Source organism: Curtobacterium sp. MCBA15_013 (assembly GCF_001865095.1).
Classification (GTDB): Bacteria; Actinomycetota; Actinomycetes; order Actinomycetales; family Microbacteriaceae; genus Curtobacterium.
This window is the reverse complement of sequence record NZ_MJGQ01000045.1, coordinates 264,148-289,399: the sequence shown is the minus strand read 5'-3', so window position 1 is coordinate 289,399 and position 25,252 is coordinate 264,148. Positions and strand designations below refer to the sequence as shown.

The following is a 25,252-nucleotide window of genomic DNA, read 5'->3' as shown; positions in this document are numbered from 1 at the left end:
GTCCGGGGTGCGCCGGCCGTCCGCTACGGTGGTGCCGTGCGCATCGTGGTGGCTCCGGACTCGTTCAAGGGGACCGCGACGGCGGCCGAGATCGCAGCGGCCGTGCGCGACGGCTGGCTCGCCGAACGTCCGGGCGACGAGGTCGTCCTGGCACCGATGGCGGACGGCGGCGAGGGCACGCTCGACGCCTTCGAGACGGCGATCCCGCTGACCGTCCGGGTGCCGATCACCGTCACCGGTCCCGCCGGCACCCCCGTCGACACGCACTGGCTGCAGCTGCCCGACGGCCGCGCCGTGGTCGAGCTCGCCGCCACGAGCGGGCTCCCCCTGCTGTCCGAGGTCCTGCCCGACACCGCGACGAGCCGGGGCTTCGGCGAGGCGATCGCCGCCGCCCTCGACGACGGGGCGACCGGGCTCGTGCTCGGCATCGGCGGCAGCGCCTCGACCGACGGCGGTGCCGACGCCCTGATCGGGCTGGGTGCACTCGTCCACCGGGATCCCGCCGTCCCCGAACACCCACCGCGGCCGCGTCAGGGGGCCGAGCTGCTCGACGACGTCACCGGCGTCGACACCACGTGGATGCGCCGGCTGCCGGAGCACGGCGCCGTCGTGCTGACCGACGTGACCTCGCCCCTGCTCGGACCGTCCGGCGCCGCCGCGGTGTTCGGCCCGCAGAAGGGCATCGCACCGGAACGGATCGCCGCCTTCGACGCCCGGCTGGCCGACTGGGCGCGCTGCTTCCCCGACGTCGACCCGACGACCCCCGGGGCCGGAGCGGCCGGCGGAGTCGGGTTCGGACTGCTCGCCTGGGGTGCGACGCTGGCGGGCGGAGCGGCCGCCGTCGCCGAGGTCCTCGGACTGCCGGCGCTCCTCGACGGCGCCGACGTCGTGATCACCGGCGAGGGCCGGTACGACGGGCAGTCCGCGGCCGGCAAGGTGCCGAGTGTGGTGCGCGCCCTCGCGTCGACGCACGCACCGGGTGCCCGGGCGATGCTCGTGGCCGGGGCGATCGACGCCGCGCTCGACGACTTCGACGCTGCCGCCTCGCTCACCGTGCTGGCCACGCAGACGACGGGCGAGCCGGACGACGCCCTCGCCGACCCGCTGCGCTTCGCCCGGATCGCCGGCCAGCGACTCGCCCGCCTGGCCTGACGCCCAGCGAGCCCGGCGCCCGCGCGCGACACGCCCGCATTCCGTGCAGGGGTGCCCCAACGGGACCTCCCACCCGATGGCGCGCTCCACCACACTGGTGGAGGGCCGGAACCGGCCCGGACGCACCACCCACGAGGAGACCATGCGCACCGTCAACGCGTACGCCGCACCGTCGGCCACCGAGCCGCTCGTCAAGACCACCATCACCCGTCGCGACGTCGGCCCGAACGACGTCGAGATCGACATCGCCTACGCCGGCATCTGCCACTCGGACATCCACACCGTCCGCGGCGAGTGGGGCGAGATCCAGTACCCGCAGGTCGTCGGCCACGAGATCGTCGGCCACGTCACCTCCGTCGGGGAGAACGTCACCAAGCACCAGGTCGGCGACCGCGTCGGCGTCGGCTGCATGGTGAACTCCTGCGGCGAGTGCGAGAACTGCGTCAAGGGCGAGGAGCAGTACTGCCTCAAGGGCAACATCCAGACCTACGCCGGCGTCGACCCCGCCGACGGCAGCATCACCCAGGGCGGCTACTCGCAGGCCGTCGTCGTGAACGAGGACTTCGTCCTCCGCGTCCCCGAGTCGCTCGACATCGAGAAGGTCGCGCCGCTGCTCTGCGCCGGCATCACCACCTACTCGCCGCTGCACCACTGGGGCGTCGGCCCCGGCTCGAAGGTCGCCGTGATCGGCATGGGCGGGCTCGGCCACATGGCCGTGAAGATCGCCGTCGCACTCGGCGCCGAGGTCACCGTCCTGTCGCAGACCACCTCCAAGCAGGAGGACTCGCTCCGCTTCGGCGCGACGGCCCACTACGCGACGAAGGACCCGGAGACGTTCGAGAAGCTCGCGAGCTCCTTCGAGCTGATCATCAACACGGTCTCCGCGAAGATCCCGATGGGCGCCTACCTCGGCCTCCTCAAGGTCGACGGCACCCTCGTCAACGTCGGCGCACCGTCCGAGCCGCTCGAGGTCCCGGCGTTCGCCCTGATCCCGCGTCGGCTCAGCTGGGCCGGGTCCGCGATCGGCGGCATCCGCGAGACCCAGGAGATGCTCGACTTCTGCGCCGAGCACGGGATCCTGCCGGAGACCGAGCTCATCAGCGCTGACCAGATCAACGAGGCCTACGAGCGCGTCCTGTCCTCGGACGTCCGCTACCGCTTCGTGATCGACGCGGCGACGCTCGCGTAGCACGCGACCACCGACGCGACGGGAGGCGCGGTGCCTGCTGGCACCGCGCCTCCCGTCCGTCCCGAGGTCTGTCCCCACAACGCGAGCCGGTCGTCCGGCTGGCGCAGCTGACGGGCCGGGCACAGCCACCCACGCCAGACTCGATCCATGAGCAGCACGGCGGACGAGGGTCCCGCGTCCCTCGTGTCCGTCGCCGGGACGGACACCGACACCGCAGTCGCCGACCTCGCCGGCATGTACGCCGGCCGCGCCTGGCACTCCGGCCGCACCGACGGCGACTACTGGTACCGCTACGTCGGGATCGGCGACGAGCGCATGAGCGTCCGACGGTCGCAGATGCACGGCTCCCTCCGCGGGGACGTCGCCGTCCAGGGCGAGGTCGTCGTGCAGTGGATCGACGCCGGCACCGCCACCGTGGACGTCGGCGGTGACGCCGTCCAGATGCAACCGGGTGTCCCGACGCTGTTCCCGATCGAGCGCCGCTTCGACGTCGAGTACCGCGACTGGGACCAGCGGCTCGTGCACCTCGACCGCGACCTCGTGCTCGACGTCGCGTCCGAGCGGTACCTCGTCGACGACACCGTCGACTTCGACCGCTCCACACCGCCGACGGCCGCGGCCATCACCCGGTGGCGCGGAGCGGTCGCCTCGTCGGTGCAGGCACTCCGCACCTCGGGGAGCGGTTCGCTGGCCTGGCACGAGTCGCAGCGCGCGGTGACGTCGGCGCTGCTCGACCTCTACCGCTTCCGTGCCGAGGCGGTCCCGCCGGGGTGGGGCGAGCACCGCAACGCGCGCATCCGAGCCGCCGTCGAGTACCTGCACACCCACGCGCACGAGCCCCTCACCGTTTCGGACGTCGCCCGGATCGCCGACCTCAGCGTCCGCGGGCTGCAGGAGGCGTTCCAGCGCACCCTCGACCGGTCGCCGATGCAGTACCTGCGCGAGGTCCGCCTCCGTCGCGCCCACGAGGACCTCCTCGCCGCCCACCTCGGTCAGGTCTCCGTCGCGGACGTCGCCGCCCGGTGGGGCTTCACGCACATGGGCCGGTTCTCGGGCGAGTACTTGCGGCGGTTCGGGGAGTACCCGAAGCAGACGCTCCGCCGCTAACCGACCTCGTCGCCGGACGGCAACGCCGTGCACCAGTCCACGGACCCGGCGTCGACGCTCGCCTCGAGCGCGCCGGAGGACGCGTCGACGATGCTCACGAGCACGCCGCCGGCCGACTTCGTCGCCACGGCGACGAACTGCCCGTTCGGGGACGGGCAGACGGCCGTGACGCTCGCGTCGTCGGGGACGGAGACGGGCAGCCTGGAGGCGCGGCTCCCCTCCACGCGCACGATGCGTTGCGCGAGTGTCCCGTCGGCACGCACGTCGCCCACCACCCGCAGGTAGCCGTCGTCGGTGAGCGGGGCGATCCGGCCGAGGTACGCCGCGTCGGTGCTGCCGGCCGGTGCCTGCAGCACGGTGCGCTTCCCGTCCGTCAGGTCGAGGCGGACGATCCCCGTGCCGGTCTCGACCACCGCCGTGGTGCCGGTGCCGACGAAGCCGTGCAGGTACGTGGCGCTCCCCAGCCGGACGGGGTCGGTCCGCCCGCTCATGTCGACGAGCACGAGGTCGTCGCTGCCGGTGCGGACGAGGGCGCTCTCCGTGCGGGGCACGTAGGCCCACTGCCCGACGCTCATCGGGACCGCCCCCGTCCTCGGCTTCCCGCTCGCGTCGATCGCCGTCGGCAGGTGGGTGCCCGTCATGTCGACGACGTAGAGCCCGACGTTGCGCGACTGGCCGGTGGACGTGTCGGCGTACTCGAAGCCGAACGAGGCGCCGTCGTCGGCGGCGTGCAGGGCCGTGACGCGTCCCTCGGCGGTCGGGAGCGTCAGGTGCTCGACCGGGAGGTCCTCGTCCTGCACCCCGCCGGCGAGCGGCACGATGTCGACCGACGACCCGGCGTCCGTGCCGCTCACCACGACGAGCGACCGGCCGAGGCGGACGTACTCCGAGATGCCGGTGCCCTCGTACACCGTCGTCGCGCCCCCGGCGTCGAGGGACCGGCGGACGATGCGGTCCTCGCTCCCGGCGGCACCCGGGACCAGCGCGAGCACGTCGGTGCTGCCCGTGCGGATCGACGTGCGGAGGTCGGCGGTCGCGCGCTGCCCCGGCGCCCGGACGCCCGCGACCGAGATCTCGTACGAGCGGTCGTAGGCCAGGGGTCCGGTGAACTCGACCGCGATGGTGTTGCCACTCGACGTCACGGTGTGCGCCGCTGCCGGACTGACCCGGACGTCCTGCGCCGACACGCGCTCGATCGCCTGGTTCGCGGTGAGGATCACGCGCTGTGCCGGTCGGGACACCAGGCCGGAGGCGTCGTACGACACGTCGCGCAGCCGTGGGCCCTGCTGCGACCCGACGACCGCCGCGGCGCTGCCGACGACGACGAACACCAGGACGGTCGCGACGAGGCGACGGCGGAAGCGGTTCCGGGGGCGCTCTCGCAGCTCAGTACTCATACGGGTCCTCGGGCTGCTCGACGCCCCGCACCGTGGCGGCGCGGATGACGATGCGGGCGTCGGCCGACTGGTCCGGGTTGGCGGCGAGGGCTCCGCGGACCCGGACCCACGCGCCCTGGCCCGGGACCGTCCCGTCGGTGTCGACCCCGATCCCGACGGGTTGGGCGTCCACCGCGCAGCAGCTGATCACGAACCGGGTGAGGGTGAAGGACCCGTCCGCGCCCGGGACGACGAAGCCAGTCAGGTCGACCCGTTTGCCGACGAGCGACGTGGTGTCGGTCGTCTGCCGGATGAGGGCGGCCCAGTCCTTGACGCCGTACTCGGAGGTGTCGACCGAGGTACTGCCGAGCAGGGACACCGCGGCCTGGGACCCGGTGGCGTTCGACAGGGTCGCCGAGTCGACGCTCCGCTGCTGCGCGGTGCGGGCGGACAGCGTCGTCGGGGGCAGGACCAGCATGGCAGCGGTGACCCCGACGGTGACGAGGGCGGCCACGCCGCTGAGGACGATCCGTGTGCGGCGAGCCGCGCCTCCTGAGCGGTGGTCGTGCCCCTCGTCGTGATCGTGCCCGTGTCCGCGCGCGGTCACCACCAGGCCGGCGATCGACGCGGGCACCGCGACGGCCGCGAGCACGACCGTGAAGACCGAGTAGCGCGGGTTGATGTACAGGTCGAGGTGCCCGGCGAGGGCGAGCCACAGCGTGCACAGCGCCACCGCGAGCACGGACCCGAGGCCGAGGGACGACGACAGGCGGGACTCAGACGAGGACATTCATCACCAACCCGACGGTCGCGGCGAACAGGACGCAGACGACGGCGAGCAGCACCAGGAAGCGCGCACGGAACGTCGTCCGGAGCAGGGCGATCATCTTCACGTCGATGATCGGCCCGATGATGAGGAACGCGGTGATCGACCCGGGGAGGAACGTCGACGCGAAGGACAGCGCGAAGAAGGCGTCGACGTTCGAGCACAGGGAGACCGTCATCGCGAGGAGCATCATCGCCGCGACGGAGAGCACGGGGTTCGCGCCGATCGACACGAGCGTGGACCGGGGCACGGCGACCTGGATCGCTGCGGCGAGCCCGGCGCCGACGAACAGCGCGGGCATCATCGTCGCGGTCTCGCCGCCGAACTGCGCGGCACTGTCCCGCCAGCGGTTCCGGGACCGAGGGGCGCCGACGGCCGCTCGGCAGCGGGCCTCGAACGCGGGCAGCAGCAGCTCGGTCGGACGACGGTGCGCGGCGACGATCCAGCCGACGAGGTTCGCGATGACGAAGCCGCCGACGATGCGCACGGGCAGGATCCAGCCGGACCACCCGAACGCCTGGGCGGTGCTGATGATCACGAGCGGGTTGAGGATCGGGGCGGCGACGAGGAAGGTGACGGCCTCGGCGGGCGTGAAGCCGCGCATCATGAGGCCGCGGGCGAGGGGCACGTTCCCGCACTCGCACACGGGGAAGAGCATGCCGATCAGGGAGATCACGGCCCGGCGCGGGATCGGGCGCTGCGGCAGGACCTTCTCGAGCGCGCCGACGGGGACCCACACCTCGACGACGATGGACAGCAGGATGCCGAGCACCACGAACGGCAGGGACTCGACGACGACGCTGATCGCGAGCGTGAGGAAGTCCTGCACGACGTCGGGCAGACCCGCGGTGCCGACGGCCGGCGAGAGCAGGCGGATCCCGAGCAGCACGGCGACGGCGAGCAGCACCAGCCCGGGGCCGGTGAGGCTCCGGGAGCGGGACGCGGCGGTGGGGCGCTGCTGCGGCGGCGTGGTCGTCGTCACCGGGCAAGGATAGGCCGCTCGCGCGCTCCTACGGTGAGCGCCGCGCGAGCTCGTCGAGGTGCCGGTCGAGCACGTCGATCGCCCAGTCGCCCGACTCCCCCGGGGCGAGCCGCACGAGGTGCATCGCGAGCCCGTCGATCAGCGCGTGCAGCCGACGGACCTCGTACTCGCGGTCTGCCGCCGGGACGCCCACGAGCTCGAGCACCTCCTCGCTCCACTCCCGCATCTCGACCACGACCAGGTCGAGCGCCGGCCGCAGTTCGGCGTCCGTGAGGGCCGCGTTCGCGAGCGCCAGGTACACCTCGAGCTCGATGACCCGCTCGTCGTCGAGGGGCAGCAGCTCGAGCAGGAGCTGGTGCGCTCGCTCGCGGGTCGGCAGCCCCTCGGGGATCGCGGCGATCCGTTCCCGGGTGCGGTCGAACACGAGCGTGATGGTGTGCTCGCGCAGGCTCGACTGCGTCGGGAAGACGTAGCGGACGGTGCTCGGCGGCAGCCCGGCCTCGGCCGCGACGTTCCGCACGCTCAGCGCGCCGAGGCCGTCACGGGCGAGGACCCGCCACGCCGCTTCGGACACGGAGCGACGTCGTTCCTCGATGTCGATGCTCCTGGCCACGGGCCAATACTCGCACAGTCGTACGAGTTCGTGCTACCGTGGAGTTCGTTGTCGCACAGTCGTGCGACTTGCGGAACGAGATCGAAGGGAGACCGTCATGGCGTGGACAGTCCTCGTCCTGTCGGGCGTGCTCGAGGCAGTGTGGGCCACTGCACTGAGCGCATCGAACGGCTTCAAGAAGGTCGTGCCGACGATCGTGTTCGTCGTCGGCATGGCACTCAGCATGGTGGGTCTGGCGTTCGCCATGAAGGAGATCCCGGTCGGCACCGCCTACGCCGTCTGGGTCGGCATCGGCGCATCGCTCACCGTGATCGTCGCGATCCTCCGCAGGCAGGAGGCCGCGTCCGTCGCCCGGGTCGCCCTCGTGCTCGGGCTCGTCGCCTGCGTCGTCGGCCTGAAGGTGGTGAGCTGAGGTGCCGTGGATCGTCCTGTTCGTCAGCGCCGCGCTCGAGACCGTGTGGGCCACCGCCCTCGGTGCGAGCGACGGCTTCACCGAGCCCCGTCCGACGATCGTCTTCGCGATCACCATCGTGGTGAGCCTCGGCGCCTTCGGGTACGTGCTCAAGCACATCCCGATCAGCACCGCCTACGCGGTGTGGACGGGGACCGGAGCGGCCCTCACGGTCCTCTGGGGCATGGCCACCGGCGCGGAGCCCGTGACCGCACTCCGCCTGCTGCTCATCGCCGGGATCGTCGGCTGCGTGATCGGCCTGAAGCTCGTCCCGGCCCGCCCGGCCGGCCCGACGCGCCCGTCCGCGGCCGCGGCCCGCGCAGGCGCCGCGGCGCCGCCCGCGAAAGCGACAGAATCCCGCCCGTGAAAGGCGGCACGGTGTCGCTTCGACGGGAGCGACCGCGCGCCGCCCCCGGCAACTGTCGCTTTCGCGGACGGGTCGGTCGCGGCCCGAGACGCGACCTGAGACGGACTGGAGGCGCGGTGCCAGCTGGCACCGCGCCTCCAGTCCGTCAAGCGGTCACGCGATCAGACGGACGCACCCGTCCACTCGTCCTCGGCGGCGACGTGGTCGCTGCCCAAGGTGCCGGCGGCCATCGCCGCGGCCACGCGGTCGGCGTGCGACGGCGGGTTCGAGGGGACGCCTTCCGGGCGGCCCTCCTCGTTGATCTTCCGCAGCTCGGGGACGATGTCCTCGGCCAGGATGTCGATCTGCTCGAGCACCGTCTTGAGCGGCAGCCCGGCGTGGTCGACGAGGAACAATTGGCGCTGGTAGTGCCCGACGTGGTCCTTCATGGCGGCGTACCGGTCGATCACCTGCTGCGGCGAACCGACCGTGAGCGGGGTCTGCTCGGTGAAGTCCTCCATCGAGGGGCCGTGCCCGTAGACCGGGGCGTTGTCGAAGTACGGGCGGAACTCGTCGATCGCGTCCTGCGAGTTCTTCCGCGCGAAGAACTGGCCACCGAGCCCCACGATCGCCTGGTCGGCGCGGCCGTGCCCGTAGTGCTCGAAGCGCTGGCGGTACAGGCCCACCATCTGCTCGGTGTGCTGGATCGGCCAGAAGATGTTGTTGTGGAGGAATCCGTCGCCGTAGTAGGCGGCCTGCTCCGCGATCTCCGGTGTGCGGATCGACCCGTGCCACACGAAGGGCGCGACACCGTCGAGCGGACGCGGGGTCGAGGTGAAGCCCTGCAGCGGCGTGCGGAACTTGCCCTGCCAATTGACGACGTCGTTCTCCCAGAGCTGGCGGACGAGCGCGTAGTTCTCGATCGCGAGGTTGACGCCCTGGCGGATGTCCTGCCCGAACCACGGGTAGACCGGCCCGGTGTTGCCGCGGCCCATCATGAGGTCCATGCGGCCGTCGGAGATGACCTGGAGCATCGCGTACTCCTCGGCGATGCGCACCGGGTCGTTCGTGGTGATGAGGGTCGTCGACGTCGAGAGCGTGATGTGCTTCGTGCGTCCGGCGAGGTAGCCGAGCATCGTCGTCGGGCTCGACGCGACGAACGGCGGGTTGTGGTGCTCACCGGTGGCGAAGACGTCGAGTCCGGCCTGGTCGGCGTGCTCGGCGATCGTCAGGATGTCGCGGACCCGCTGGGTGTCGTCGGGGGTCCGGCCGGTGACCGGGTCGGTCGTGACGTCACTGACCGTGAAGATGCCGAACTGCATGATGCGCCGCCTTCCGCGGAGTCCCTCCGCCTGCGATTTCGATGCGTTTGCATCGACTTGCTCGGTACAACGTAGCGCAGGCCGAGGCATTCCCGCCAGCGGCGACTACGCGGCGTCGTCGTCCAGCACGCGGTTCCGCAGCACCTTCGACTCCCGCCACAGCATGTACGCACCGGTCCACACGAACATGATCGCCACCAGCGCCAGGCAGGGGAAGAGGAAGACGAAGTCGAGCGTCGTCCCGATCGGCGGGGCGCCGGGCATCGCCGACCGGAGCGCCGGGAACGACAGCAGCGTGGCGCTCAGCCAGATCACGTTCGCGAACTCGAGCTTCCGCCGGAGGATCGCGCTGCCGATCGTCACGACGGCCATCAGTGTCGTGAAGAGGATCGCCATGATGTAGAACGACACGATCACGACGCTCAGGGTGTCCCGGTGCCCGTCGATCTGCATCGGGACGAGGGTGCGGTCGCTCTGCACTTCGGCGGCGCTCCGCTCGGCGTTCATCACCCACGGCCGGGCGGAGTTCGACATGTCGACCTCGAACGGCACGGCGTCCCCGGAGTCGTCGTCCTGCACGCTCAGCTGGAAGTTCGCGAACGGCTGGTCGAACGGGTACGAGGTGTCGCCGCGGTCGAGCGTCAGCGTCAACGAGGTCGCGTCCACCACCGACTGCCCCGGGAACGTCACGACGCTCGTCGTCACCCCGCCGCTCGAGACCTCGATGCGGAGCGGCTGCGAGATCTCGCCGGCCTTCTCGCCCTCGAACGAGCCGTGCGGGATCGGCAGGACGTTCGCCTGCATCACCCGGTTCGAGAGGTCGACGTCCTGCACGCTCATCCGCAGCGTCATGTAGTCGCCGGACTGGCTGTTCGACCCGCTCACCGGGACGGCGGTCGTCGTCTTGAGCGCTCCGGAGAGGCCGATCACGACGTAGTACACGGCCAGGAGCACCACCGCCACGAGCAGGATGACCGGCGCGGGGTTCCTGCGGGTGCGCTTCGCGGTCGGGGTACCTGGTGCGCCGGGTGCGTCGGTCGGGGCGTCGGTCGTGTGGGTCATCGGTTGCTCCCGGACGGTGGGTCGGTGGCGGGTCGGCTCGGGTCGGTGGCGGGGCCGGTCGGACCGCTCGGTGCGGCAGTCGGACCGGTCGGTGCGGCGGTCGGAGCGTTCGGTGCGGCGGTCGGACCGCTCGGTGCGGCGGTCGGACTGGAGGCGCGGCTCGGGTCCGACGGACCGGCCCCGGTCGGCGAGGCGGTCGCCGCTGCGGCGGGGCCGCTCGTCGCCCGCTGGCCGACGACGGTCGCGGCGAGCGCGAAGAGCAGCATCGCGAGGAGCGGCACCATCGCGCCGGGGAACTCCGTCGCGTTGAAGGTCGTGATCTGGTCGGACAGCTGCGACGCCTCGGTCTCGCCCTTCGCGACGGCCGTGGTCACCGTCATCGCGTTGGACTGCGACGCCCGGTTCGACGCGAGCGAGATCTGCTGGACGGCGGTGTCCGGCGCGTTCACCGGGTCGGCGTACACCCGGACGTCGACGTCCACCTGCTGCCCGGGGTCGAGCGGGATCATGCACGAGAACGAGCTCGTGGCGACGGTGCAGTCGAGCGGGGAGTCGTCGACCTCGACGTTCACGTTCCGGTAGACCATACCGGTGGTGATCCGGGCCTCGAACGTGATCGCGACGGTCGCCCCGGAGGCGTTCGGGCCGAGCGTGCCCCGCATGTCGGCCGCGGTGCCGGGCACGATGCGCTGCGTGCCGAAGCGGAGGTCCATCGCGAGCGGACCGTCGTCCGTACCCCCGCTGCCCGCGCCAGCACCGCCGGTGCCGCCGCCGCCCCCGCTGCCGTTGCCGTTGCCGTTGCCGGCGCTCTCCCCCGGCGCGGGCGGTGTGGTCGAGGGCGGCGACGACGGACCGGTGCTGCCGCCCACGTCTCCCGACCCGACCCCCTGGCCGGCGCCGGAACCGCTCCCGGCTCCCGTGCTCGGGCTGCCGGGCGTGCTCGGCGCGGCCGGCGCGGTCCCGCCACCGGCGCCGCCGGGACCGCCCGTGGAACCGCCGCCGGTGCCGGGGAGGCCACCCGCGCCTCCTGGAGGGGTCGGTGTCGCGACCGTCACCGTGAAGGCGGTCGACGCGCGCGCGGACTCGACGCCCCCGTACGTCTGGGTCGCCGTCAGCGCGACCGCACCGAGGGCGAATGCGCGCTCCGGCGTGCAGGCGAAGGAGGTGGCGCGCGTCGCGGTGGCCGTGCAGACCACGGTCCCGCCCTGCCGGACGGTCACGACGGCGTTCGGGATCACGCCGCGGCCACGGACCTCGGGTGTGCGGTCCGTCGTCGACGTGCGGTTGCCCGGAGCGGTGATCACCGGCGCTCCGGGAGCGATCGTGCGGAGGGTGCTGCCGGACTCGACGGGCGAGACGGCCGCGGTGGTGGAGGACGCCCGGGCCGTGACGGTGAACGCCGACGCGGGGGCGGTCCCGGACCGGGCGGCGACCGTCAGCCGGAGGACGTGCCGGTCGCCGGGAGCGATCGTGCCGAGGTCGACCCCGGCGGCGAGGCCGGCGCAGTCGATCGTGGCGCCGTCGAGCTCGCACACGGGGACCTGCAGGCCGCCCGTGTCGGCGGTGAGGAGGACGCCTCTCGCCTCGCCCTCGCCGGTGTTCGCCAGTGTGACGGTCCGGATCGCCGGGAAGCGCGCGTAGAGCTGCGTCGCGCCGGCCTGGGTCACGCTGAGGCCGGCCGGCGCCAGGACGGTGAACGTGCTCGTCGCCGCCGGGGAGACCTGCCCGAAGCGGTCCGTCTGCGTCGCACTGACGGTGTGCTCGCCAACCGCGAGCGGTTCGGTCGGCGTGCACGACCAGTCCGGGGTCGTCGCCGGGTCGACCGTGCACAGCGGCTCGCCGTCGATCGTGGCCGCGAGGGTCGTTCCCGTCGTGTCCGCCGCACCGGCCACCTTCGTGCCGGTGATCGTCGGCTGCGTCGCGATCGACTCGTCGCCCGCGGGCGGGGCGGTGATGGAGGGGGCAGCGGGGGCCGGGGGTGCGACGACCGTGATCGACATCGACGCTCGCGGATCGACCGGGTCGATCTCCGACCAACCGCTCGTGAGTCCGAGTGGGGCGTCGTCGTCGACGGCCAGGCGGACGTCCACGGTGTTCGGAGCGCCCCAGAACAGGTTCCCGCAGGCCGCCGTCGTGCCATCGGCCGACGGCGTGCACGTGAACGGGTTGAGGCCGGTGCCGGGCTGGGTGGCGGCACCCACGATCCGGGTGTGCTCCGGCGCTCGGATCGTCCAGTTGCCGGTTCCACCCGTGGTGTTCCGGACCGTGACCGTCACGGTGTCACCCGGGAGTGCGGTCGGTGGCGCGCCGACCTGGGTCATGGCGGATGCGGAGGTCGCGGGGACGAGCACCCCGGTGGCGACGAGGAGCGCCCCGAGGGCAGCGGCGACGGTGCCACGGACCCGACGTGCCCGCGTCGGGGTGTGCTCCACCCGCATGTGCTCCCCGTCCACGACGGCTCCCGAGGCCGGCGTGTGGACGACGCTAGTCGGCCAACGGTCGTCCGGTCCGGAGGCGTTACAGGCCTGTAACCCCTACGGATGCGATGGCTACCGGCCGGGGAGCGCCTCGGAGTCCGTCCGCGCCGCGTGGTGCATGCCGTCGGCGATCCACACGATCGTCACGACGGCCAGCACGCTCGCGCTCGACGCCATCCGGCCCGCGACGAGGATCGCACCGTGGTCGTGTGCCCCGCCCGAGATGCCGTACACGAGCGCCGCGACACCGACCAGGAACGTCACCCCGGTGGCGACGAGGAGGACCCAGGTCACCAACCGACGCGGACCGCGGTGGCCGTCGCGGTCGCCGCGCGCGCCACGGTCGACCCGTGGTCCGAACGCCCGGACGGCCCCGACCCAGAAGAGCGCGATCGCGCACGCGCCGATGATGTCGCTGACCCGGTGCCAGCCGTAGACCACGGTCTGGTTCGCGACGAAGACCGCGTAGGCGGCGCCGACGATCACGACGAGCGGGCGGAACCGACGCGGCGTGACCATGAGCACGGCGAACAGGGCGGCGAGGGCGATCGTGGCGTGACCGGACGGGAACGAGTTCGGCGTGGTCGACTGGGCGATCTCCGGGCGCTCGGCGATACGCTTGACGAGCGTCGAGGTGGCCGCCGAAGCGAGCACGACGACACCGGCTCCGAGCCCCACTGCGAGCCGGCGCCGAGCGAGCGCGACGGCGGCGATCACGACCACGAGCAACAGGATCACCGGTACCGAGATGACGTTCAGGGCAGTGTCCGACGAGAACAGGTCGGATTCCCGGACCCCGCCGAGTGCGGCGTCCTCGACCCGCTGCCCCACCGGCGTCAGCACCGCCACCGCGTAGACGAGAGGCACGATCACGAACCCCAGAGCCGACAACAGTCCCCACCGCAACCGCCGTGAGACGCTCGGTCCACGCGACTCGGGTGCGCTGCGTTCGGGCGTTCGGGTCACCGGGCTGGTCCTCCTCGGGGTGCTGGTCGTCGGTGTCGTCGCACGCCTGTTCACGCGCGTGCGATTCGGACGGTCGGGGTCCGACACGATACCGTTGGGACGCCGGTCGGAGCCTGGGAACCGCGGGACAGCGACCTTCGGATCCGACAACGCACCGACCGGCCGCGCGCGGGCGAACGCACCGGCGCGCATCGCCGGACCGACGTACACGGCGTCGGCTGCGTACGAGGAGGAAACCGAAGTGGCCATCAAGGAACCGAGCATCACCGCTTCCCCGAACCGCGGTCTCGCGCTCACCGTGGGCGCGCTGCTCCTCATCTGGGGCATCCTCGGGTTCTTCTTCGCCGCCGACGGCGACCCCGGCTTCTTCAGCCGCAAGGGCGGCATGCTCTGGAACGCGTTCGGCGTCAACCCGCCGCTGGCACTGCTGTGGGTCCTGCTCGCGGCCGTGCTGCTCATCGTCGGGCTCGGCAACACGATCGGGTCGCGGAACGCGAACGTCCTCGTGGGCGCCGTCCTCGTCGTGCTCGCGGTCTACGGGTTCGTGTTCGTGAACACCTCGGCGAACGTGTTCGCGCTCAACACGACCGACAACGTCTTCCACGCGATCGTCGGTGTCATCCTGCTCCTCACGGCGTTCGGCGCCGACAAGGAGAACCTCCGCGCGCTGCGTGCGGACACCGCTCGGGCCTGATCCCGCGCATCCCGCGCATCCCGACGCCCCGCCCGCCCCTCGTGGCCGGCGGGGCGTCGTACGTCCGGGCCGTCGCACGTCCGGGCCGTCGCACGCCCGGGCCGTCGTGCGTCCGAGCCGTCGCACGCCCGCGCCGCCGCGCGCCCGCGCCGTCGCACGTCCGGGCCGTCGCGCGCCTGGGCCGTCGCGCGGGGGCGGGTCAGTCGCCGTCGTCGGCGTCCGGGGCGGGAGCGGGAGCCGCCTCGAGCTCCGTCGCGACCACCCGGGGCGCCTCGGACATGAACCGCCGGACGTCGAGGTCCACGATGATGTCCTGCGGCCGCAGCGGACGCGTGAGGTACAGCCCCTCGAGCGAGGTCAGCCGTGACAGCGCCACGTACGTCTGCCCGGCGCTGAACACCCGGTTGCCGAGGTCGACCACCGCCCGGTCGTAGGTGCTGCCCTGCGACTTGTGGATCGTCACCGCCCAGGCGAGCCGGAGCGGGAACTGCTGGAACTCGCCGACGGTGTCCTTCTTGAGTTCCTTCTTGTCGGCGTCGTAGGAGTACTTGAACTTCTCCCACACCGACGGCTGGACCTCGAACGACTCCCCGTCGACGTCCACCCACACGGTGTCGCGGATCGTCTGCACGACCCCGAGGGTGCCGTTCACCCAGCGCTGGTCGGGGTCGTTGCGCAGGAACATCACGTGCGCGCCGGGCTTCAGCGCGAGGGCTTCGTCCGCCGGGAAGTTCCGTCCGCCGAAGTCGCCGTTGACGTCGGCCCGCGCGGTCCGCACCTTGCCGGGCAGCCGGTCGAGCGCGGCCTTGTTGATGCGTGCCACGGTGTCGTTCCGGGTCGCCAGGGTGATCGCGTCGTCCGGCGCGGGCCGGGCGCCCGCCGCGTTGAGCTGCCCGGCGACGTCGGCCGTCACCCGCCCGTGCCGCACGGCCGTCAGCATCGCGGCGAAGGCGTCGTCGCGCTGCCGGTGGACGGTCGCGAGCTCGACGATGTTGAGCTCCGCCTCGAGCCAGACCTTGGCGTCGAAGAACCACATCGAGCGGTAGTGGTCGGTGAAGTACGCGCGCTCGTCCCCGTCGCCCGGCACCGGCGGCAGCTGGTACGGGTCGCCGAACATGACCACCTGCACGCCGCCGAACGCCTCGAACTGGCGCCCGCGGGCCTTGCGCAGCGAGCGGTCCATCGCGTCGAGGAGGTCGGCGTTCACCATCGAGACCTCGTCGATCACGAGGGTGTCGATCGTGTTGAGGAGCTTGCGGGTGTCCGGCCCCTGCCGGAGTTCGGCGTCGGCGATGAGCCCGATCGGCAGGCGGAAGAGCGAGTGGATCGTCTGCCCACCGACGTTCAGCGCCGCGACACCGGTCGGCGCGCAGATCACGACCTGCTTCTCGGTGTTCCACGACAGGTGGTTCAGGAGCGTCGACTTGCCCGTCCCCGCACGCCCGGTGATGAACACGTGGTCGCGGGTGTGCTCGATGTACTCGAAGACGGCCCGCTGCTCGGCACTGAGCTCGACGCTCATCGGGTCGCCACCCGGTCGTCGCTGAGCGGTCCGTCGACGGCGGGCTCCGCCACGGCGCGGCGCACCCGGACCAGCACCACCACGACGACGGTCACGACGACGGCGACACCGGCGACCACGAGCAGCGTGCCCGCGCGGGCCTGGTCGACGAGCGGATCCGGTCCCCACGTCCGGCCCATCGCGCCGAACCACGACGCCTGCAGGAGCCCGAGCGGCCCGCGCATCGCGATGCCGAGCGACACCAGTCCGGCCGCGACGACGACCGCCCCGGCGATCCGGACGAGCGCCGCGGGCATCGAAGCGCGCCGGGCGCCGACCGCGATCGGCGTGAGCAGGGTGGGGACGGCGAGGAGCCCGACGAGCAGGAACCCGACGTCGATGACGGTGCGGCCCGTCGAGTCGCTGACCGACCACCGAAGTGCGTCGGTCACGAAGAACGCCCACCACGCCGCCGCCAGGAACAGGAACGCCGGGAACGGCTGCACGAGGTACCGCACCGCCTGGTTGTCGACCAGGACGCCCGTCCACTCGCGGACACCGGTGCTGCCGTCGTCGCGGGGGTGGACGGCGGCACGGATGAGCTGCACGGGTGCCGACGCCCAGACGAGCGCCGGCACGACGAGCCCGAGGAGCACGTGCGACCCGACGTTGGCGGACACGAGGAAGCGGTCGTAGGTGTGCAGCGAGCCCGAGGTCGCGACGACGAGCGAGACGATCGCGATGCCGGCGGCGACCGTCCGGCGCACGGGCCAGCGCACACCGGCGCGACGCAGGCGGACGATGCCGGCGGTGTAGGTCGCTGCGAGCAGGACAGCGGCCATCAGCCAGAACAGGTCGATGTTCCACGCCGTCAGCCATCCCCAGGCACCCGGAGCGTGCGGCAGGGCGTCGTCGGTCAGCAACTCGGCCGGCGACGGGTTCGTGGTCTTGCTCAGCGCGACCTGGTCGACGGGGGTCGCGGTGCGGCCGAGTGCCGCGGCGAACCCGCTGGCGACGCCCATCACGGCGAGCTCCGCCACGATCAGGAACCAGAACGGACGACGGCGCTCGGGGGCGGTGCTGAGCGCGCGGATCGCCCGTCGACGCTGCACGACCCCGAGCACACCCATCGCGACGATGGCCGCGATCTTCACGAGCACCAGGACGCCGTACGCGGTGAAGAGGTTCGAGAGCGCCCCGACCCGGATCTGCGCCGAGGCCACACCGGACACGGCGACGAGCACGAAGCACCCGAGCGCGATGCTCGAGTACCGCCCGACGACGACGGCCAGGCGGTCGCCGTCGATCACCGGGCGCAACAGCACGAGCAGCACGAGTCCGCCGACCCAGAGCGCGGCGCCGACCAGGTGCAGCCCGAGTGCGGTGACTGCCGCGTCGTGGCTCGCCGTGCCCGCGGCGTGCCCCTGCTGGGCGAGCGGGACGAGCCCGATCATCGCGACCCCCGCGGTCAGGGCGACCATCCCGCGGGAGCGCACGGCGAAGCACAGCACCGTGACGGCCGCGGCGACGAGGACGGTGACGAGCCACGCGAGGCCGAGGTCCGTCCCGGTGAGGAACACCCCCATCGACTGCCCGAACTGCTCGTCGATGCTGATCCTCGAGCCGGCGACGCTGAGGAAGGTGAAGAACGTCGTCACGGCCGACGACACGGTCCAGACGCCCGCTGCACCGGCGGCCACGTCGATCGCGCGGTTCCACTCGGGCGCGGTGCGGGACAGCCCGACGGTCGCGAGCGCGAGACCACCGATCGCGGCCGCGGCGGAGAGGTCGACCACCAGTCGGGCGATCGGCAAGCCGAACCGGACGACGGCACCAGGGTCGGCGATGAGCGCGGCGTTCGCGCCACCCCCGATGACCAGGGCGACGAGGAGTGACACGAACCCGACGAGCAGCAGCACGGCGGGGCCGGCGATGCGCGCGATCCGATTCACCCGTCAAGCCTAGGCGCTGCCCCACCCGGCCACGGAATCGAGCAGGGCGACCTGTGGAGGGCGATCCGCGCCTCCTGGATGTGGAGGACCGACCACGGGCCCATCGCAGGCCGGGAACGACGAAAGGGACGGCCGAAGCCGTCCCTTTCGTGGCGCGGGAGCAGTCTTACTTGACGGCAGCCTTGAGCTTCGAGCCGGCGCTGACCTTGACCGAGTCGCTCGCGGCGATCTCGATGGCCTCGCCGGTCTGCGGGTTGCGGCCGGTGCGGGCGGCACGGTGGGTCTTCTCGAAGGCGATCCAACCGGGGATCGTGACCTTGGTGCCGTCGGCGACCGAGCCGGAGACGACGGAGAAGAGCGCGTCGACGACGCCGTTGACGGTGGCCTGGCTCTGGCCGGACTCAGCGGCGACGGCAGCGACGAGCTCGGTGCGGTTCAGGGACTTGTCAGCCATGGATGTCCTCCTCGGACTTCTTGCAGTATCGGTCGGACGACTTCTCGTCCGGCGCCCGGAGCGGGTGCTCCGTGCCACGGTGCCGGTGGGCGCGAGACCCTGCGGAACCGGAGTCGAACGTACCAGCCACCAGGGACGAAACCTGCCGACTCGCCCGGATTTCCGGGGTTGTCGGGGTACTGGAGGGGCGGAAGTGACCGATGTGACGAAGATGTCCCCCGAAACGGCCCGGGAACGGCGAACGCCCCGTCACCACTGGGGTGACGGGGCGTCCGCGGAAGCTGGTGCTTACCAGGAGCTCTTCGTGATGCCCGGCAGCTCGCCACGGTGGGCCATGTCGCGGAAGCGGACACGGCTGATGCCGAACTCACCGAGGTGGCCACGGGGGCGACCGTCGATGGCGTCGCGGTTGCGGTAGCGGACCGGCGACGCGTCGCGCGGGAGCTTCTGCAGGCCGACGCGGGCGGCCTCACGCGACTCGTCGGAGCCGTTCGGGTCCACGAGGGCCTTCTTCAGCTCGAGACGACGCTCGGCGTAGCGCGCGATGATCTCGGCGCGCTGGTTGTTCTTCGCGATCTTGCTCTTCTTCGCCATGCTTAGCGCTCCTCACGGAAGTCGACGTGCTTGCGGATCACCGGGTCGTACTTCTTGAGCACGAGGCGGTCCGGGTTGTTGCGACGGTTCTTCTTGGTCACGTAGGTGAACCCGGTGCCCGCCGTGGAGCGGAGCTTGATGATCGGACGAACGTCCTGACCCTTCTTGGCCATCAGATCTTCTCCCCACGGGCGAGGAGATCCTTGACGACGGACTCGATGCCGCGTGCGTCGATCACCTTGATGCCCTTCGCGCTGAGCGTGAGCGTGACGTTACGACGAAGCGAGGGCACGTAGTACGTCTTCTTCTGCACGTTCGGGTCGAAGCGACGCTTCGTCCGGCGGTGCGAGTGCGAGATGTTGTGTCCGAAGCCGGGGGTGGCTCCGGTCACCTGGCACACTGCTGCCATGGTTTCCTCCTGAGGTACCGTGCGACCGGACGGCCGCACCCAAGGTCACTTGCCTGGCGCGCACGCGCTGCGTCGCCGAGCGACGGAGCGAGGGGGTTGTGCGCACCGCCCAGGCCCGCGATCCCTGTCGAAGGGGCCGTGGACACCGCGCGACCGCGGCGTACGCGACGGTCGGAGGGCTTGGAACAACTGGGTTCGCCGCGCGGACGCGGAGAACCAAGGGTCAAGAGTACGCGACGACCGGGCGTGTCGCAAACTGCCGCAGCTGCGTGGGTCGCCCTGGAGGCGCGCCGCAGCTCCGGCGGGCGCGTTCGTGAGCAGAAATGGTCGGGTCACGGTCGGCCAGCCGACACCTTCTGCTCACCAAGTGAGCCCGGGCGCGGCACCCGCGTGCGCGGGCGCCCGGCGCGCGCCCGCCCGCCCCGCGCTACGGCGCCTCGGCCGGCCGCGGCGCCAGCGCCTGCACCATGAGCTCGCCGAGCTCCCGCGGCGCCGTGAACATCGGCCAGTGCCCCGTCTCGAGCCCGAGGATCGCGAGCTCCTCCGTCGCCACGAGCTCCGCCGCCCAGGCCTGGTGGTCGGCCACCATCGTCGCGAGGTCCGCCGCCGGGATCTCGCACGTGATCACCGTCGCCGGGATCGTGTGCCGCGCGGCGTCGCCGTAGTGGAACCGGTCGGACGGCACCGCAGCGGGCTCCGGGATCGCGCGGTGCTCGAACTCCGACCGCAGTGCCGGTGTCATCCCCCGCACGGTCGCCGGCTCCCACACGTCCCACGAGGGCAGCGGCACGACACCGTCGACCACGGGCAGCTCGTCGTTGACGCAGCCGCCCTCGGGCCCCGGGAAGGTGTCGACGTAGAGCAGGTGCGCGACGAGCGAGGGCCGCTGGTCGGCGGCCATGTACGCGATCGGCCCCGCGCCGGAGTGTCCCGCCAGCACCACGGGCTCGTCCGGCGTCGCGACGTCGTCGAGCAGCTCGACCAGGGCGGCCACCTGCTCGTCGAGCGTGTCGCCGTCGCGGGTGACCGCCTCGACCGAGTGGCCCGCTGCTCGGAGCACCGGGGCCACCTCGTCCCAGGCGCTCGCGTCGAGCCAGAAGCCGGGCACCAGGATCACGTGCATGACGCGGAGACTACGCGCCGGTGCGCGCGGCCGTGCAGGACGCGCACTCCCCGAAGATGTCCACCACGTGGCTGGCGTTCGTGAACCCGTTCGCCGCCGCGACCTCCTGCGCCCACCGCTCCACCGGGTCCGCCTCGATCTCGACCGTGCGGCCGCAGTTCCGGCAGATCAGGTGGTGGTGGTGCGCGTCGGTCGTGCACGCGCGGTACAGCGATTCGCCGTCCTGCTGCAGCGAGTCGGCGTCACCCTCGGTCGCCAGGTCGGAGAGCGCCCGGTAGACGGTCGCGAGTCCGATCGTCGAGCCGTCGTCCCGCAGGTGCTGGTGCAACGCCTGCGCGCTGACGAACCCCTCGGTGCTGGACAACGCGGTGCGCACCGCTTCGCGCTGCCACGTGTTCCGCTTCGGCTTCTGCACGGCGTTCATGCGGTCGCTCCTTCCTTCCGGCCGGCGGCGGACCGGTGGTCCGCATCGTCGGCCTGGAGGCGCGGTGCGCCTCCGTCACGCTGGTCGCGGCGCACGATCCGGTCGCGTCCGCGCTTGTCCTTGCGTCCGCCGACGATCCGGCAGACCACCCAGATCACGAACGAGATCGTCGTGACGTACGGGCTGATGGGGAGCCCCCCGCCGAGGGCGAGCAGGATGCCGCCGACGACCGAGACGACGGCGAACACCGTCGACAGGACCGGGACGACGACCGGGTGTGAGCTGAGGCGCAGGGCAGCTGCCGCGGGGGTGACGAGCAGCGAGAGCACGAGCAGCGCGCCGACGATCTGCACCGACACCGCGGTCGCGAGTCCGAGCACGAGCATGAACACGAGCGCCAGCGTCCGGACCGGCACCCCGGCGGCAGCGGCCACGTCGGGGTCGACCGACGAGAACATCAGCGGGCGCCAGATCACGAGCAGCGTCACGACGACGATCGCCGCGACGACGACGAGGAACGTCAGCTGGGGGTTGTCGACCGAGACGATCTGCCCGGTGAGCAGGCCGAACTTGTTCGCGGCGCGGCCCTTGTAGAGCGCGAGGCAGAGGATGCCGAGGCCGAGGCCGAACGGCATGAGCACGGCGATGATCGAGTTGCGGTCCCGCGCCCTCGACCCGAGCAGCCCGATGAGCAGCGCCGCGATCACCGACCCGACGAGCGACCCGGTCACCACGTTCACCCCGAGCAGCAGCGATGCCGAGGCGCCGGCGAACGAGAGCTCCGAGATGCCGTGCACGGCGAAGGGCATGTTCCGTGCGACGACGAACGGCCCGATGAGCCCGCCGACGATGCCGAGCACCGCGCCGGCCCAGATCGAGTTCTGCACGAGCACGACGAGCTCGCCGTAGTCCTGGAAGGAGAAGACCTGCGACCAGATGTCCATCAGATCCGCCCGTCGTCCGGCGTCGCGGCGTTCGGGTCCGCGTCGCAGTGGTGGTCGTGCGCGTCGTTCGCGCCGACGATGACGATCCGCCCCATCGTGCGGACGACGTCGACGGGGGTGCCGTACAGGTCGGAGAGCACGTCCGTGCGGAGGACCTCGTCGGGGGATCCGATCCGGAACCGCCCGCCGGCGATGTAGAGCACCCGGTCGACGACGTCGAGGATCGGGTTCACGTCGTGGGTGACGAACAGCACGGCAGCGTCCTGCTGCCGACGCTGCCGGTCGATGAGCTCGGTGACGCCGCGCTGGTGCCGGAGGTCGAGCGAGATGAGCGGCTCGTCGCAGAGGAGCAGCGCGGGGTCGGCGGCGATGGCCTGCCCGACGCGGGTGCGCTGCTGCTCGCCGCCGGACAGCTCGGCGACCGGGGCGTCCGCGAACGCGGTGGCGCCGACCTCGTCGAGGATGCGATCGACCCGGGACCGTTCGGCACGGCTCGCGGGCTTGATGCCCCACCGGGAGCCGGTCACGCCCTGCGCGATCATGTCCCGCGCCCGGAGCGGGGTCCCCGCGTCCATCAGGCGCTGCTGCGGGATGTACCCGATCTTGCGGTGCCCGCGCCGGACGGGCTGGCCGAGGAACGACATCGTGCCGCTCGTCAGCCGCTGCTGCCCGAGGACCGTGCGGAGGAGCGAGGTCTTGCCCGCCCCGTTCGGCCCGAGCACCGCGACGAACTCGCCCGGCGCCAGGTCGAGGTCGAGGTGCGACCAGAGTGCACGGGAGCCGTACGACAGCCCGGCGTCGCGGAGTTCGAGCACGGCGGAACCGCCACTGCCCGGGGCAGTGGCGGTCCGCTCGGTCGTCGGGTGGGAGACGGTCGTCACTTCTGGAGCGCCGCCTGCACCTGGTCGATGTTCGCCTGCTGCCACGAGACGTAATCCTCCCCCTTCGGGAGCGTCTCCGTGACACCGACGACCGGGACGCCGTTCTCGTCGGCGGCCTTCTTGACCTCCTCCGTCTCCGGGCTCGAGGTCTGGTCGTTGTAGGCGAGGAGCTTCACGGTCTTGTTCGTGAACAGCTTGAGCGTGTCGTTGAGCGCCGCCGGCGGCACGTCGTCGCCTTCCTCGATCGCCTCGGAGAAGGCGTCCGGCGTGACGTTGTCGAGGCCGATCGCGTCGAAGAGGTACCCCGGGACCGGCTCGGTGTACGCGACCTTCTCGCCGCCGTACGTCTTCTCGAGCTCGGCCGTCTTCGCCTCGAGCCCCTCGAGCTTCGTCGTCAGGGCGTCGGCGTTCTTCGTGAAGGTGTCCGCGTCCGCCTGGTCGAGGTCGCCGAGGCGCTTCGCCACGTCGTCGGCGAGCTTCACCATCGTCGGGTAGCTGTAGAACACGTGCTCGTTGAACTCGGCGTCGCCACCCTTGTCGAGACCGGAGAGCTCGACGACGTTGATCGTGTCCGCCTTCGTGCTGGACGCGTCGGCGAGGGTCGTCATGAAATCGTCGTACCCGCCGCCGTTCTCGATGAGGAGGTCGGCCTTGGACACCGCGAGCTGTGTCGTGGCGCTCGACTCGAACGAGTGGGGGTCCTGCGACGGGTCGTCCAGGATGCTCGTGACGGAGACGTGGTCGCCGCCGATCGCCTCGACGATCGAGCCGTAGACGTTGGTGGAGGCGACGACCCGGACGGTGCCGTCGCCCGAGGCGTCGCCGGAGGCGGAGGACGTCGCGCAGCCCGTCAGGGCGAGCGCGGCGGCGCCGACGACGAGCGGCAGGGCGAGGAGACGGTTGTGCATGTCGACGAGCGTAGGGCTAGTTGATAACGGTTGTCAAAACCAGTATCAGCCGGATGACGGACAGGAGGCGCGGTGCCAGCCGACACCGCGCCTCCAGTCCGTCAGGTGGTGACGACTACGGCTTCGTGGCCGCCTCGATCGTGTTCTCCGCGATCGTGTCGTCCTCACGCCCGGGCGTGCGGAGGTTCCACTTCTTGATCACGAAACTGAACAGGAAGTAGTAGATCACCGCGTAGCCGAGGCCGATCGGGATGAGCCAGATGGCTCCGTCCGCCTTGCCGAAGTTCAGCACGAAGTCGATCGCGCCGGCCGAGAACGAGAAGCCGTCGTGGATCCCGAGCGCGTTCACCAGCGCCAGCGAGGTACCCGTGAGCACCGCGTGGATGATGTAGAGCGGGAACGCGACGAACATGAACGAGTACTCGAGGGGCTCGGTGATGCCGGTCACGAACGAGGTGAGCGCGGCCGAGAGCATGATGCCGCCGACGAGCTTGCGGTTCTGCGGCTTGGCGTTGCGCCAGATCGCCAGGGCACCGGCCGGCAGGGCGAACATCATGATCGGGAAGAAGCCGGTCTGGAAGATGCCGGCGGTCGGGTCGCCGGCGAGGAACCGGGCGATGTCACCGTGGTAGGTCGTGCCGCCGGTGGTGAAGCTGCCGAGCTGGAACCACGGGAAGAAGTTCAGCAGCTGGTGCAGCCCGATCGGGATGAGCATGCGGTTGACGAACCCGAAGATGCCGCCGCCGATGACGGCGTTGTCCGCCACGGCCTGGCCGGCAGCGGTCAGGGCGATGTCGAAGTACCGGTAGAAGAACGACATCACGACGGCGATGAGGAGACCGGCGACCGCGGTGAGGATCGGCACCAGGCGGCGCCCGGAGAAGAAGCCGAGGAAGTCGGGCATCTTCGTCCGGTGGAACTTCTCCCACAGGAACGCCGACACGAGCCCCATCACGATGCCGCCGAGGACACCGAAGTTGATCGTGGCCTGGTTGCCGTTCGCGTCCTTCACCCCGTCGAGCACGATCGGGGACATGGCCGCGAACACCTGGTACATGACCATGTAGCCGACGACCGCGGCGAGCGCCGTGGTGCCGTCCGACTTCTTCGCCCAGCCGATCGCGATGCCGACGGCGAAGAGCAGCGGCAGCCAGGTGAAGACACCGTTGCCGGCGGCGGCGATGATCGTCGCGCCCTGCTCGAAGCCGGGGATCGCTCCGAGCATGTCGGCCTGGCCGAGGCGGAGCAGGATGCCCGCTGCCGGCATGACCGCGATCGGCAGGAGCAGGCTCCGGCCGAGGCGCTGGGCGTTGGCGAAGACGCGCGACTGCTTCTTCGGGGTCTTCTTCTCCGGCACATCCGTGGCAGTGGTGGTGCTCATCGGAGGTCCTCTCGTCGTTGGGTGGAGCTGTCGGGGTGAGTTGAGTCGTACAGTCAGCGCAGGTAACCTCGGCGGTGTCGCCAGGTCCGGTCCTGTCCGGTCATGACCAGTTCCGTAG

The 25,252-nt window shown here is 71.6% G+C and carries 26 protein-coding genes; 6 read left to right on the top strand and 20 right to left on the bottom strand.

The genetic code is table 11. The features are described 5' to 3' along the window. Positions 1 to 36 precede the first annotated feature (36 nt). The 3 genes from BIV01_RS15320 to BIV01_RS15310 all read left to right on the top strand — a co-directional run bounded on the left by BIV01_RS15320 (position 37) and on the right by BIV01_RS15310 (position 3,448). Positions 37 to 1,152 (top strand): glycerate kinase family protein, encoded by a 1,116-nt coding sequence (locus BIV01_RS15320; protein WP_071303588.1) that lies wholly within the window; start codon positions 37 to 39, stop codon positions 1,150 to 1,152. A gap of 142 nt (positions 1,153 to 1,294) precedes the next feature. Then, positions 1,295 to 2,341 carry an NAD(P)-dependent alcohol dehydrogenase gene (locus BIV01_RS15315; protein ID WP_071296525.1) on the top strand — a complete coding sequence of 349 codons (1,047 nt, stop codon included), beginning with the start codon at positions 1,295 to 1,297 and terminating at the stop codon, positions 2,339 to 2,341. A gap of 147 nt (positions 2,342 to 2,488) precedes the next feature. Further along, the gene (locus BIV01_RS15310) at positions 2,489 to 3,448 is read left to right on the top strand and encodes an AraC family transcriptional regulator (protein WP_071303410.1); all 960 of its coding nucleotides are present in this window, start codon (positions 2,489 to 2,491) and stop codon (positions 3,446 to 3,448) included. On the opposite strand, the gene BIV01_RS15305 is transcribed toward BIV01_RS15310, so the two are convergent. Genes BIV01_RS15305 through BIV01_RS15290 form a run of 4 tightly spaced genes read right to left on the bottom strand, consistent with a single transcriptional unit; the run spans position 3,445 to position 7,245 of the window. Further along, positions 3,445 to 4,845, bottom strand: coding sequence for a lactonase family protein (locus BIV01_RS15305; RefSeq protein WP_139199444.1), 1,401 nt, complete (start codon positions 4,843 to 4,845; stop codon positions 3,445 to 3,447). The genes BIV01_RS15310 and BIV01_RS15305 overlap by 4 nt on opposite strands. Next, positions 4,835 to 5,614 carry a TIGR03943 family putative permease subunit gene (locus BIV01_RS15300; RefSeq protein WP_071303408.1) on the bottom strand — a complete coding sequence of 260 codons (780 nt, stop codon included), beginning with the start codon at positions 5,612 to 5,614 and terminating at the stop codon, positions 4,835 to 4,837. Before BIV01_RS15300 ends, BIV01_RS15305 begins: the two co-directional genes overlap by 11 nt. Next, a complete protein-coding gene (locus BIV01_RS15295) occupies positions 5,601 to 6,632 on the bottom strand; it encodes a permease (protein WP_071303407.1) in 1,032 nt (343 codons plus the stop codon). Before BIV01_RS15295 ends, BIV01_RS15300 begins: the two co-directional genes overlap by 14 nt. A gap of 28 nt (positions 6,633 to 6,660) precedes the next feature. Beyond that, positions 6,661 to 7,245, bottom strand: coding sequence for a TetR/AcrR family transcriptional regulator (locus BIV01_RS15290; RefSeq protein WP_071303406.1), 585 nt, complete (start codon positions 7,243 to 7,245; stop codon positions 6,661 to 6,663). A 97-nt stretch (positions 7,246 to 7,342) separates the two neighbouring features. Between BIV01_RS15290 and BIV01_RS15285 the strand changes: the two genes are divergently transcribed. Both BIV01_RS15285 and BIV01_RS15280 read left to right on the top strand, forming a co-directional pair. After that, complete coding sequence (locus BIV01_RS15285; protein WP_071303405.1) at positions 7,343 to 7,657, top strand: DMT family transporter; 315 nt, start codon at positions 7,343 to 7,345, stop codon at positions 7,655 to 7,657. A gap of 1 nt (position 7,658) precedes the next feature. Next, a complete protein-coding gene (locus BIV01_RS15280) occupies positions 7,659 to 8,063 on the top strand; it encodes a DMT family transporter (RefSeq protein ID WP_071303404.1) in 405 nt (134 codons plus the stop codon). 161 nt (positions 8,064 to 8,224) lie between these two features. On the opposite strand, the gene BIV01_RS15275 is transcribed toward BIV01_RS15280, so the two are convergent. From BIV01_RS15275 to BIV01_RS19965, 4 genes are all read right to left on the bottom strand, one after another. After that, positions 8,225 to 9,364: an LLM class flavin-dependent oxidoreductase gene (locus tag BIV01_RS15275; protein WP_070417138.1), complete on the bottom strand. Its 1,140-nt coding sequence runs from the start codon at positions 9,362 to 9,364 to the stop codon at positions 8,225 to 8,227. A gap of 105 nt (positions 9,365 to 9,469) precedes the next feature. Continuing rightward, the gene (locus BIV01_RS15270; RefSeq protein WP_071303403.1) at positions 9,470 to 10,426 is read right to left on the bottom strand and encodes a DUF4436 family protein; all 957 of its coding nucleotides are present in this window, start codon (positions 10,424 to 10,426) and stop codon (positions 9,470 to 9,472) included. After that, positions 10,423 to 12,879, bottom strand: coding sequence for an Ig-like domain-containing protein (locus BIV01_RS15265; protein ID WP_071303402.1), 2,457 nt, complete (start codon positions 12,877 to 12,879; stop codon positions 10,423 to 10,425). Before BIV01_RS15265 ends, BIV01_RS15270 begins: the two co-directional genes overlap by 4 nt. A 96-nt stretch (positions 12,880 to 12,975) precedes the next feature. Then, positions 12,976 to 13,770, bottom strand: coding sequence for a phosphatase PAP2 family protein (locus tag BIV01_RS19965; RefSeq protein WP_181015154.1), 795 nt, complete (start codon positions 13,768 to 13,770; stop codon positions 12,976 to 12,978). 340 nt (positions 13,771 to 14,110) lie between these two features. Between BIV01_RS19965 and BIV01_RS19960 the strand changes: the two genes are divergently transcribed. Next, positions 14,111 to 14,563, top strand: coding sequence for a DUF4383 domain-containing protein (locus tag BIV01_RS19960; RefSeq protein WP_175473751.1), 453 nt, complete (start codon positions 14,111 to 14,113; stop codon positions 14,561 to 14,563). Between the two features lie 199 nt (positions 14,564 to 14,762). Here the strand turns inward: BIV01_RS19960 and BIV01_RS15250 are convergent, their stop codons facing one another. From BIV01_RS15250 to BIV01_RS15195, 12 genes are all read right to left on the bottom strand, one after another. Next, a complete protein-coding gene (locus tag BIV01_RS15250; protein WP_071303401.1) occupies positions 14,763 to 16,085 on the bottom strand; it encodes an ATP-dependent DNA helicase in 1,323 nt (440 codons plus the stop codon). Then, positions 16,082 to 18,016 carry a cytochrome c oxidase assembly protein gene (locus tag BIV01_RS15245; protein ID WP_071303400.1) on the bottom strand — a complete coding sequence of 645 codons (1,935 nt, stop codon included), beginning with the start codon at positions 18,014 to 18,016 and terminating at the stop codon, positions 16,082 to 16,084. The genes BIV01_RS15250 and BIV01_RS15245 overlap by 4 nt, the downstream gene beginning before the upstream one ends. A gap of 166 nt (positions 18,017 to 18,182) precedes the next feature. Next, a complete protein-coding gene (locus BIV01_RS15240; RefSeq protein ID WP_022908191.1) occupies positions 18,183 to 18,470 on the bottom strand; it encodes an HU family DNA-binding protein in 288 nt (95 codons plus the stop codon). A gap of 288 nt (positions 18,471 to 18,758) precedes the next feature. Further along, entirely contained in the window at positions 18,759 to 19,064 is a 306-nt protein-coding gene (gene rpsN, locus BIV01_RS15235; protein ID WP_070417144.1) for a 30S ribosomal protein S14, read from the bottom strand. Between the two features lie 2 nt (positions 19,065 to 19,066). Continuing rightward, a complete protein-coding gene (gene rpmG, locus BIV01_RS15230; protein WP_022908193.1) occupies positions 19,067 to 19,237 on the bottom strand; it encodes a 50S ribosomal protein L33 in 171 nt (56 codons plus the stop codon). Beyond that, complete coding sequence (rpmB, locus tag BIV01_RS15225; protein WP_022903747.1) at positions 19,237 to 19,473, bottom strand: 50S ribosomal protein L28; 237 nt, start codon at positions 19,471 to 19,473, stop codon at positions 19,237 to 19,239. The genes rpmG and rpmB overlap by 1 nt, the downstream gene beginning before the upstream one ends. A 427-nt stretch (positions 19,474 to 19,900) precedes the next feature. After that, positions 19,901 to 20,596 (bottom strand): alpha/beta fold hydrolase, encoded by a 696-nt coding sequence (locus BIV01_RS15220; RefSeq protein ID WP_071303399.1) that lies wholly within the window; start codon positions 20,594 to 20,596, stop codon positions 19,901 to 19,903. A 10-nt stretch (positions 20,597 to 20,606) separates the two neighbouring features. After that, positions 20,607 to 21,020: a Fur family transcriptional regulator gene (locus BIV01_RS15215; RefSeq protein WP_070417146.1), complete on the bottom strand. Its 414-nt coding sequence runs from the start codon at positions 21,018 to 21,020 to the stop codon at positions 20,607 to 20,609. Beyond that, on the bottom strand, positions 21,017 to 21,964 hold the full coding sequence (locus BIV01_RS15210; RefSeq protein WP_071303398.1) for a metal ABC transporter permease: 948 nt from the start codon (positions 21,962 to 21,964) through the stop codon (positions 21,017 to 21,019). The genes BIV01_RS15215 and BIV01_RS15210 overlap by 4 nt, the downstream gene beginning before the upstream one ends. After that, the gene (locus tag BIV01_RS15205; protein ID WP_083295100.1) at positions 21,964 to 22,845 is read right to left on the bottom strand and encodes a metal ABC transporter ATP-binding protein; all 882 of its coding nucleotides are present in this window, start codon (positions 22,843 to 22,845) and stop codon (positions 21,964 to 21,966) included. The genes BIV01_RS15210 and BIV01_RS15205 overlap by 1 nt, the downstream gene beginning before the upstream one ends. Then, positions 22,842 to 23,753 (bottom strand): metal ABC transporter solute-binding protein, Zn/Mn family, encoded by a 912-nt coding sequence (locus BIV01_RS15200; protein ID WP_071303397.1) that lies wholly within the window; start codon positions 23,751 to 23,753, stop codon positions 22,842 to 22,844. Before BIV01_RS15200 ends, BIV01_RS15205 begins: the two co-directional genes overlap by 4 nt. 115 nt (positions 23,754 to 23,868) lie before the next feature. Beyond that, on the bottom strand, positions 23,869 to 25,134 hold the full coding sequence (locus tag BIV01_RS15195) for a PTS transporter subunit EIIC (RefSeq protein ID WP_071303396.1): 1,266 nt from the start codon (positions 25,132 to 25,134) through the stop codon (positions 23,869 to 23,871). Positions 25,135 to 25,252 lie beyond the last annotated feature (118 nt).

Coding starts and splice junctions, on each gene's coding strand:
- BIV01_RS15285 (WP_071303405.1), top strand. CDS start 7,343: ATGGCGTGGACAGTCCTCGTCCTGTCGGGCGTGCTCGAGGCAGTGTGG.
- rpsN (WP_070417144.1), bottom strand. CDS start 19,064: ATGGCGAAGAAGAGCAAGATCGCGAAGAACAACCAGCGCGCCGAGATC.
- BIV01_RS15195 (WP_071303396.1), bottom strand. CDS start 25,134: ATGAGCACCACCACTGCCACGGATGTGCCGGAGAAGAAGACCCCGAAG.
- BIV01_RS15270 (WP_071303403.1), bottom strand. CDS start 10,426: ATGACCCACACGACCGACGCCCCGACCGACGCACCCGGCGCACCAGGT.
- BIV01_RS15210 (WP_071303398.1), bottom strand. CDS start 21,964: ATGGACATCTGGTCGCAGGTCTTCTCCTTCCAGGACTACGGCGAGCTC.
- BIV01_RS15275 (WP_070417138.1), bottom strand. CDS start 9,364: ATGCAGTTCGGCATCTTCACGGTCAGTGACGTCACGACCGACCCGGTC.
- rpmG (WP_022908193.1), bottom strand. CDS start 19,237: ATGGCCAAGAAGGGTCAGGACGTTCGTCCGATCATCAAGCTCCGCTCC.
- BIV01_RS15220 (WP_071303399.1), bottom strand. CDS start 20,596: ATGCACGTGATCCTGGTGCCCGGCTTCTGGCTCGACGCGAGCGCCTGG.
- BIV01_RS15315 (WP_071296525.1), top strand. CDS start 1,295: ATGCGCACCGTCAACGCGTACGCCGCACCGTCGGCCACCGAGCCGCTC.
- BIV01_RS15300 (WP_071303408.1), bottom strand. CDS start 5,614: ATGTCCTCGTCTGAGTCCCGCCTGTCGTCGTCCCTCGGCCTCGGGTCC.
- rpmB (WP_022903747.1), bottom strand. CDS start 19,473: ATGGCAGCAGTGTGCCAGGTGACCGGAGCCACCCCCGGCTTCGGACAC.
- BIV01_RS15215 (WP_070417146.1), bottom strand. CDS start 21,020: ATGAACGCCGTGCAGAAGCCGAAGCGGAACACGTGGCAGCGCGAAGCG.
- BIV01_RS15310 (WP_071303410.1), top strand. CDS start 2,489: ATGAGCAGCACGGCGGACGAGGGTCCCGCGTCCCTCGTGTCCGTCGCC.
- BIV01_RS15250 (WP_071303401.1), bottom strand. CDS start 16,085: ATGAGCGTCGAGCTCAGTGCCGAGCAGCGGGCCGTCTTCGAGTACATC.
- BIV01_RS15200 (WP_071303397.1), bottom strand. CDS start 23,753: ATGCACAACCGTCTCCTCGCCCTGCCGCTCGTCGTCGGCGCCGCCGCG.
- BIV01_RS15240 (WP_022908191.1), bottom strand. CDS start 18,470: ATGGCTGACAAGTCCCTGAACCGCACCGAGCTCGTCGCTGCCGTCGCC.
- BIV01_RS15305 (WP_139199444.1), bottom strand. CDS start 4,845: ATGAGTACTGAGCTGCGAGAGCGCCCCCGGAACCGCTTCCGCCGTCGC.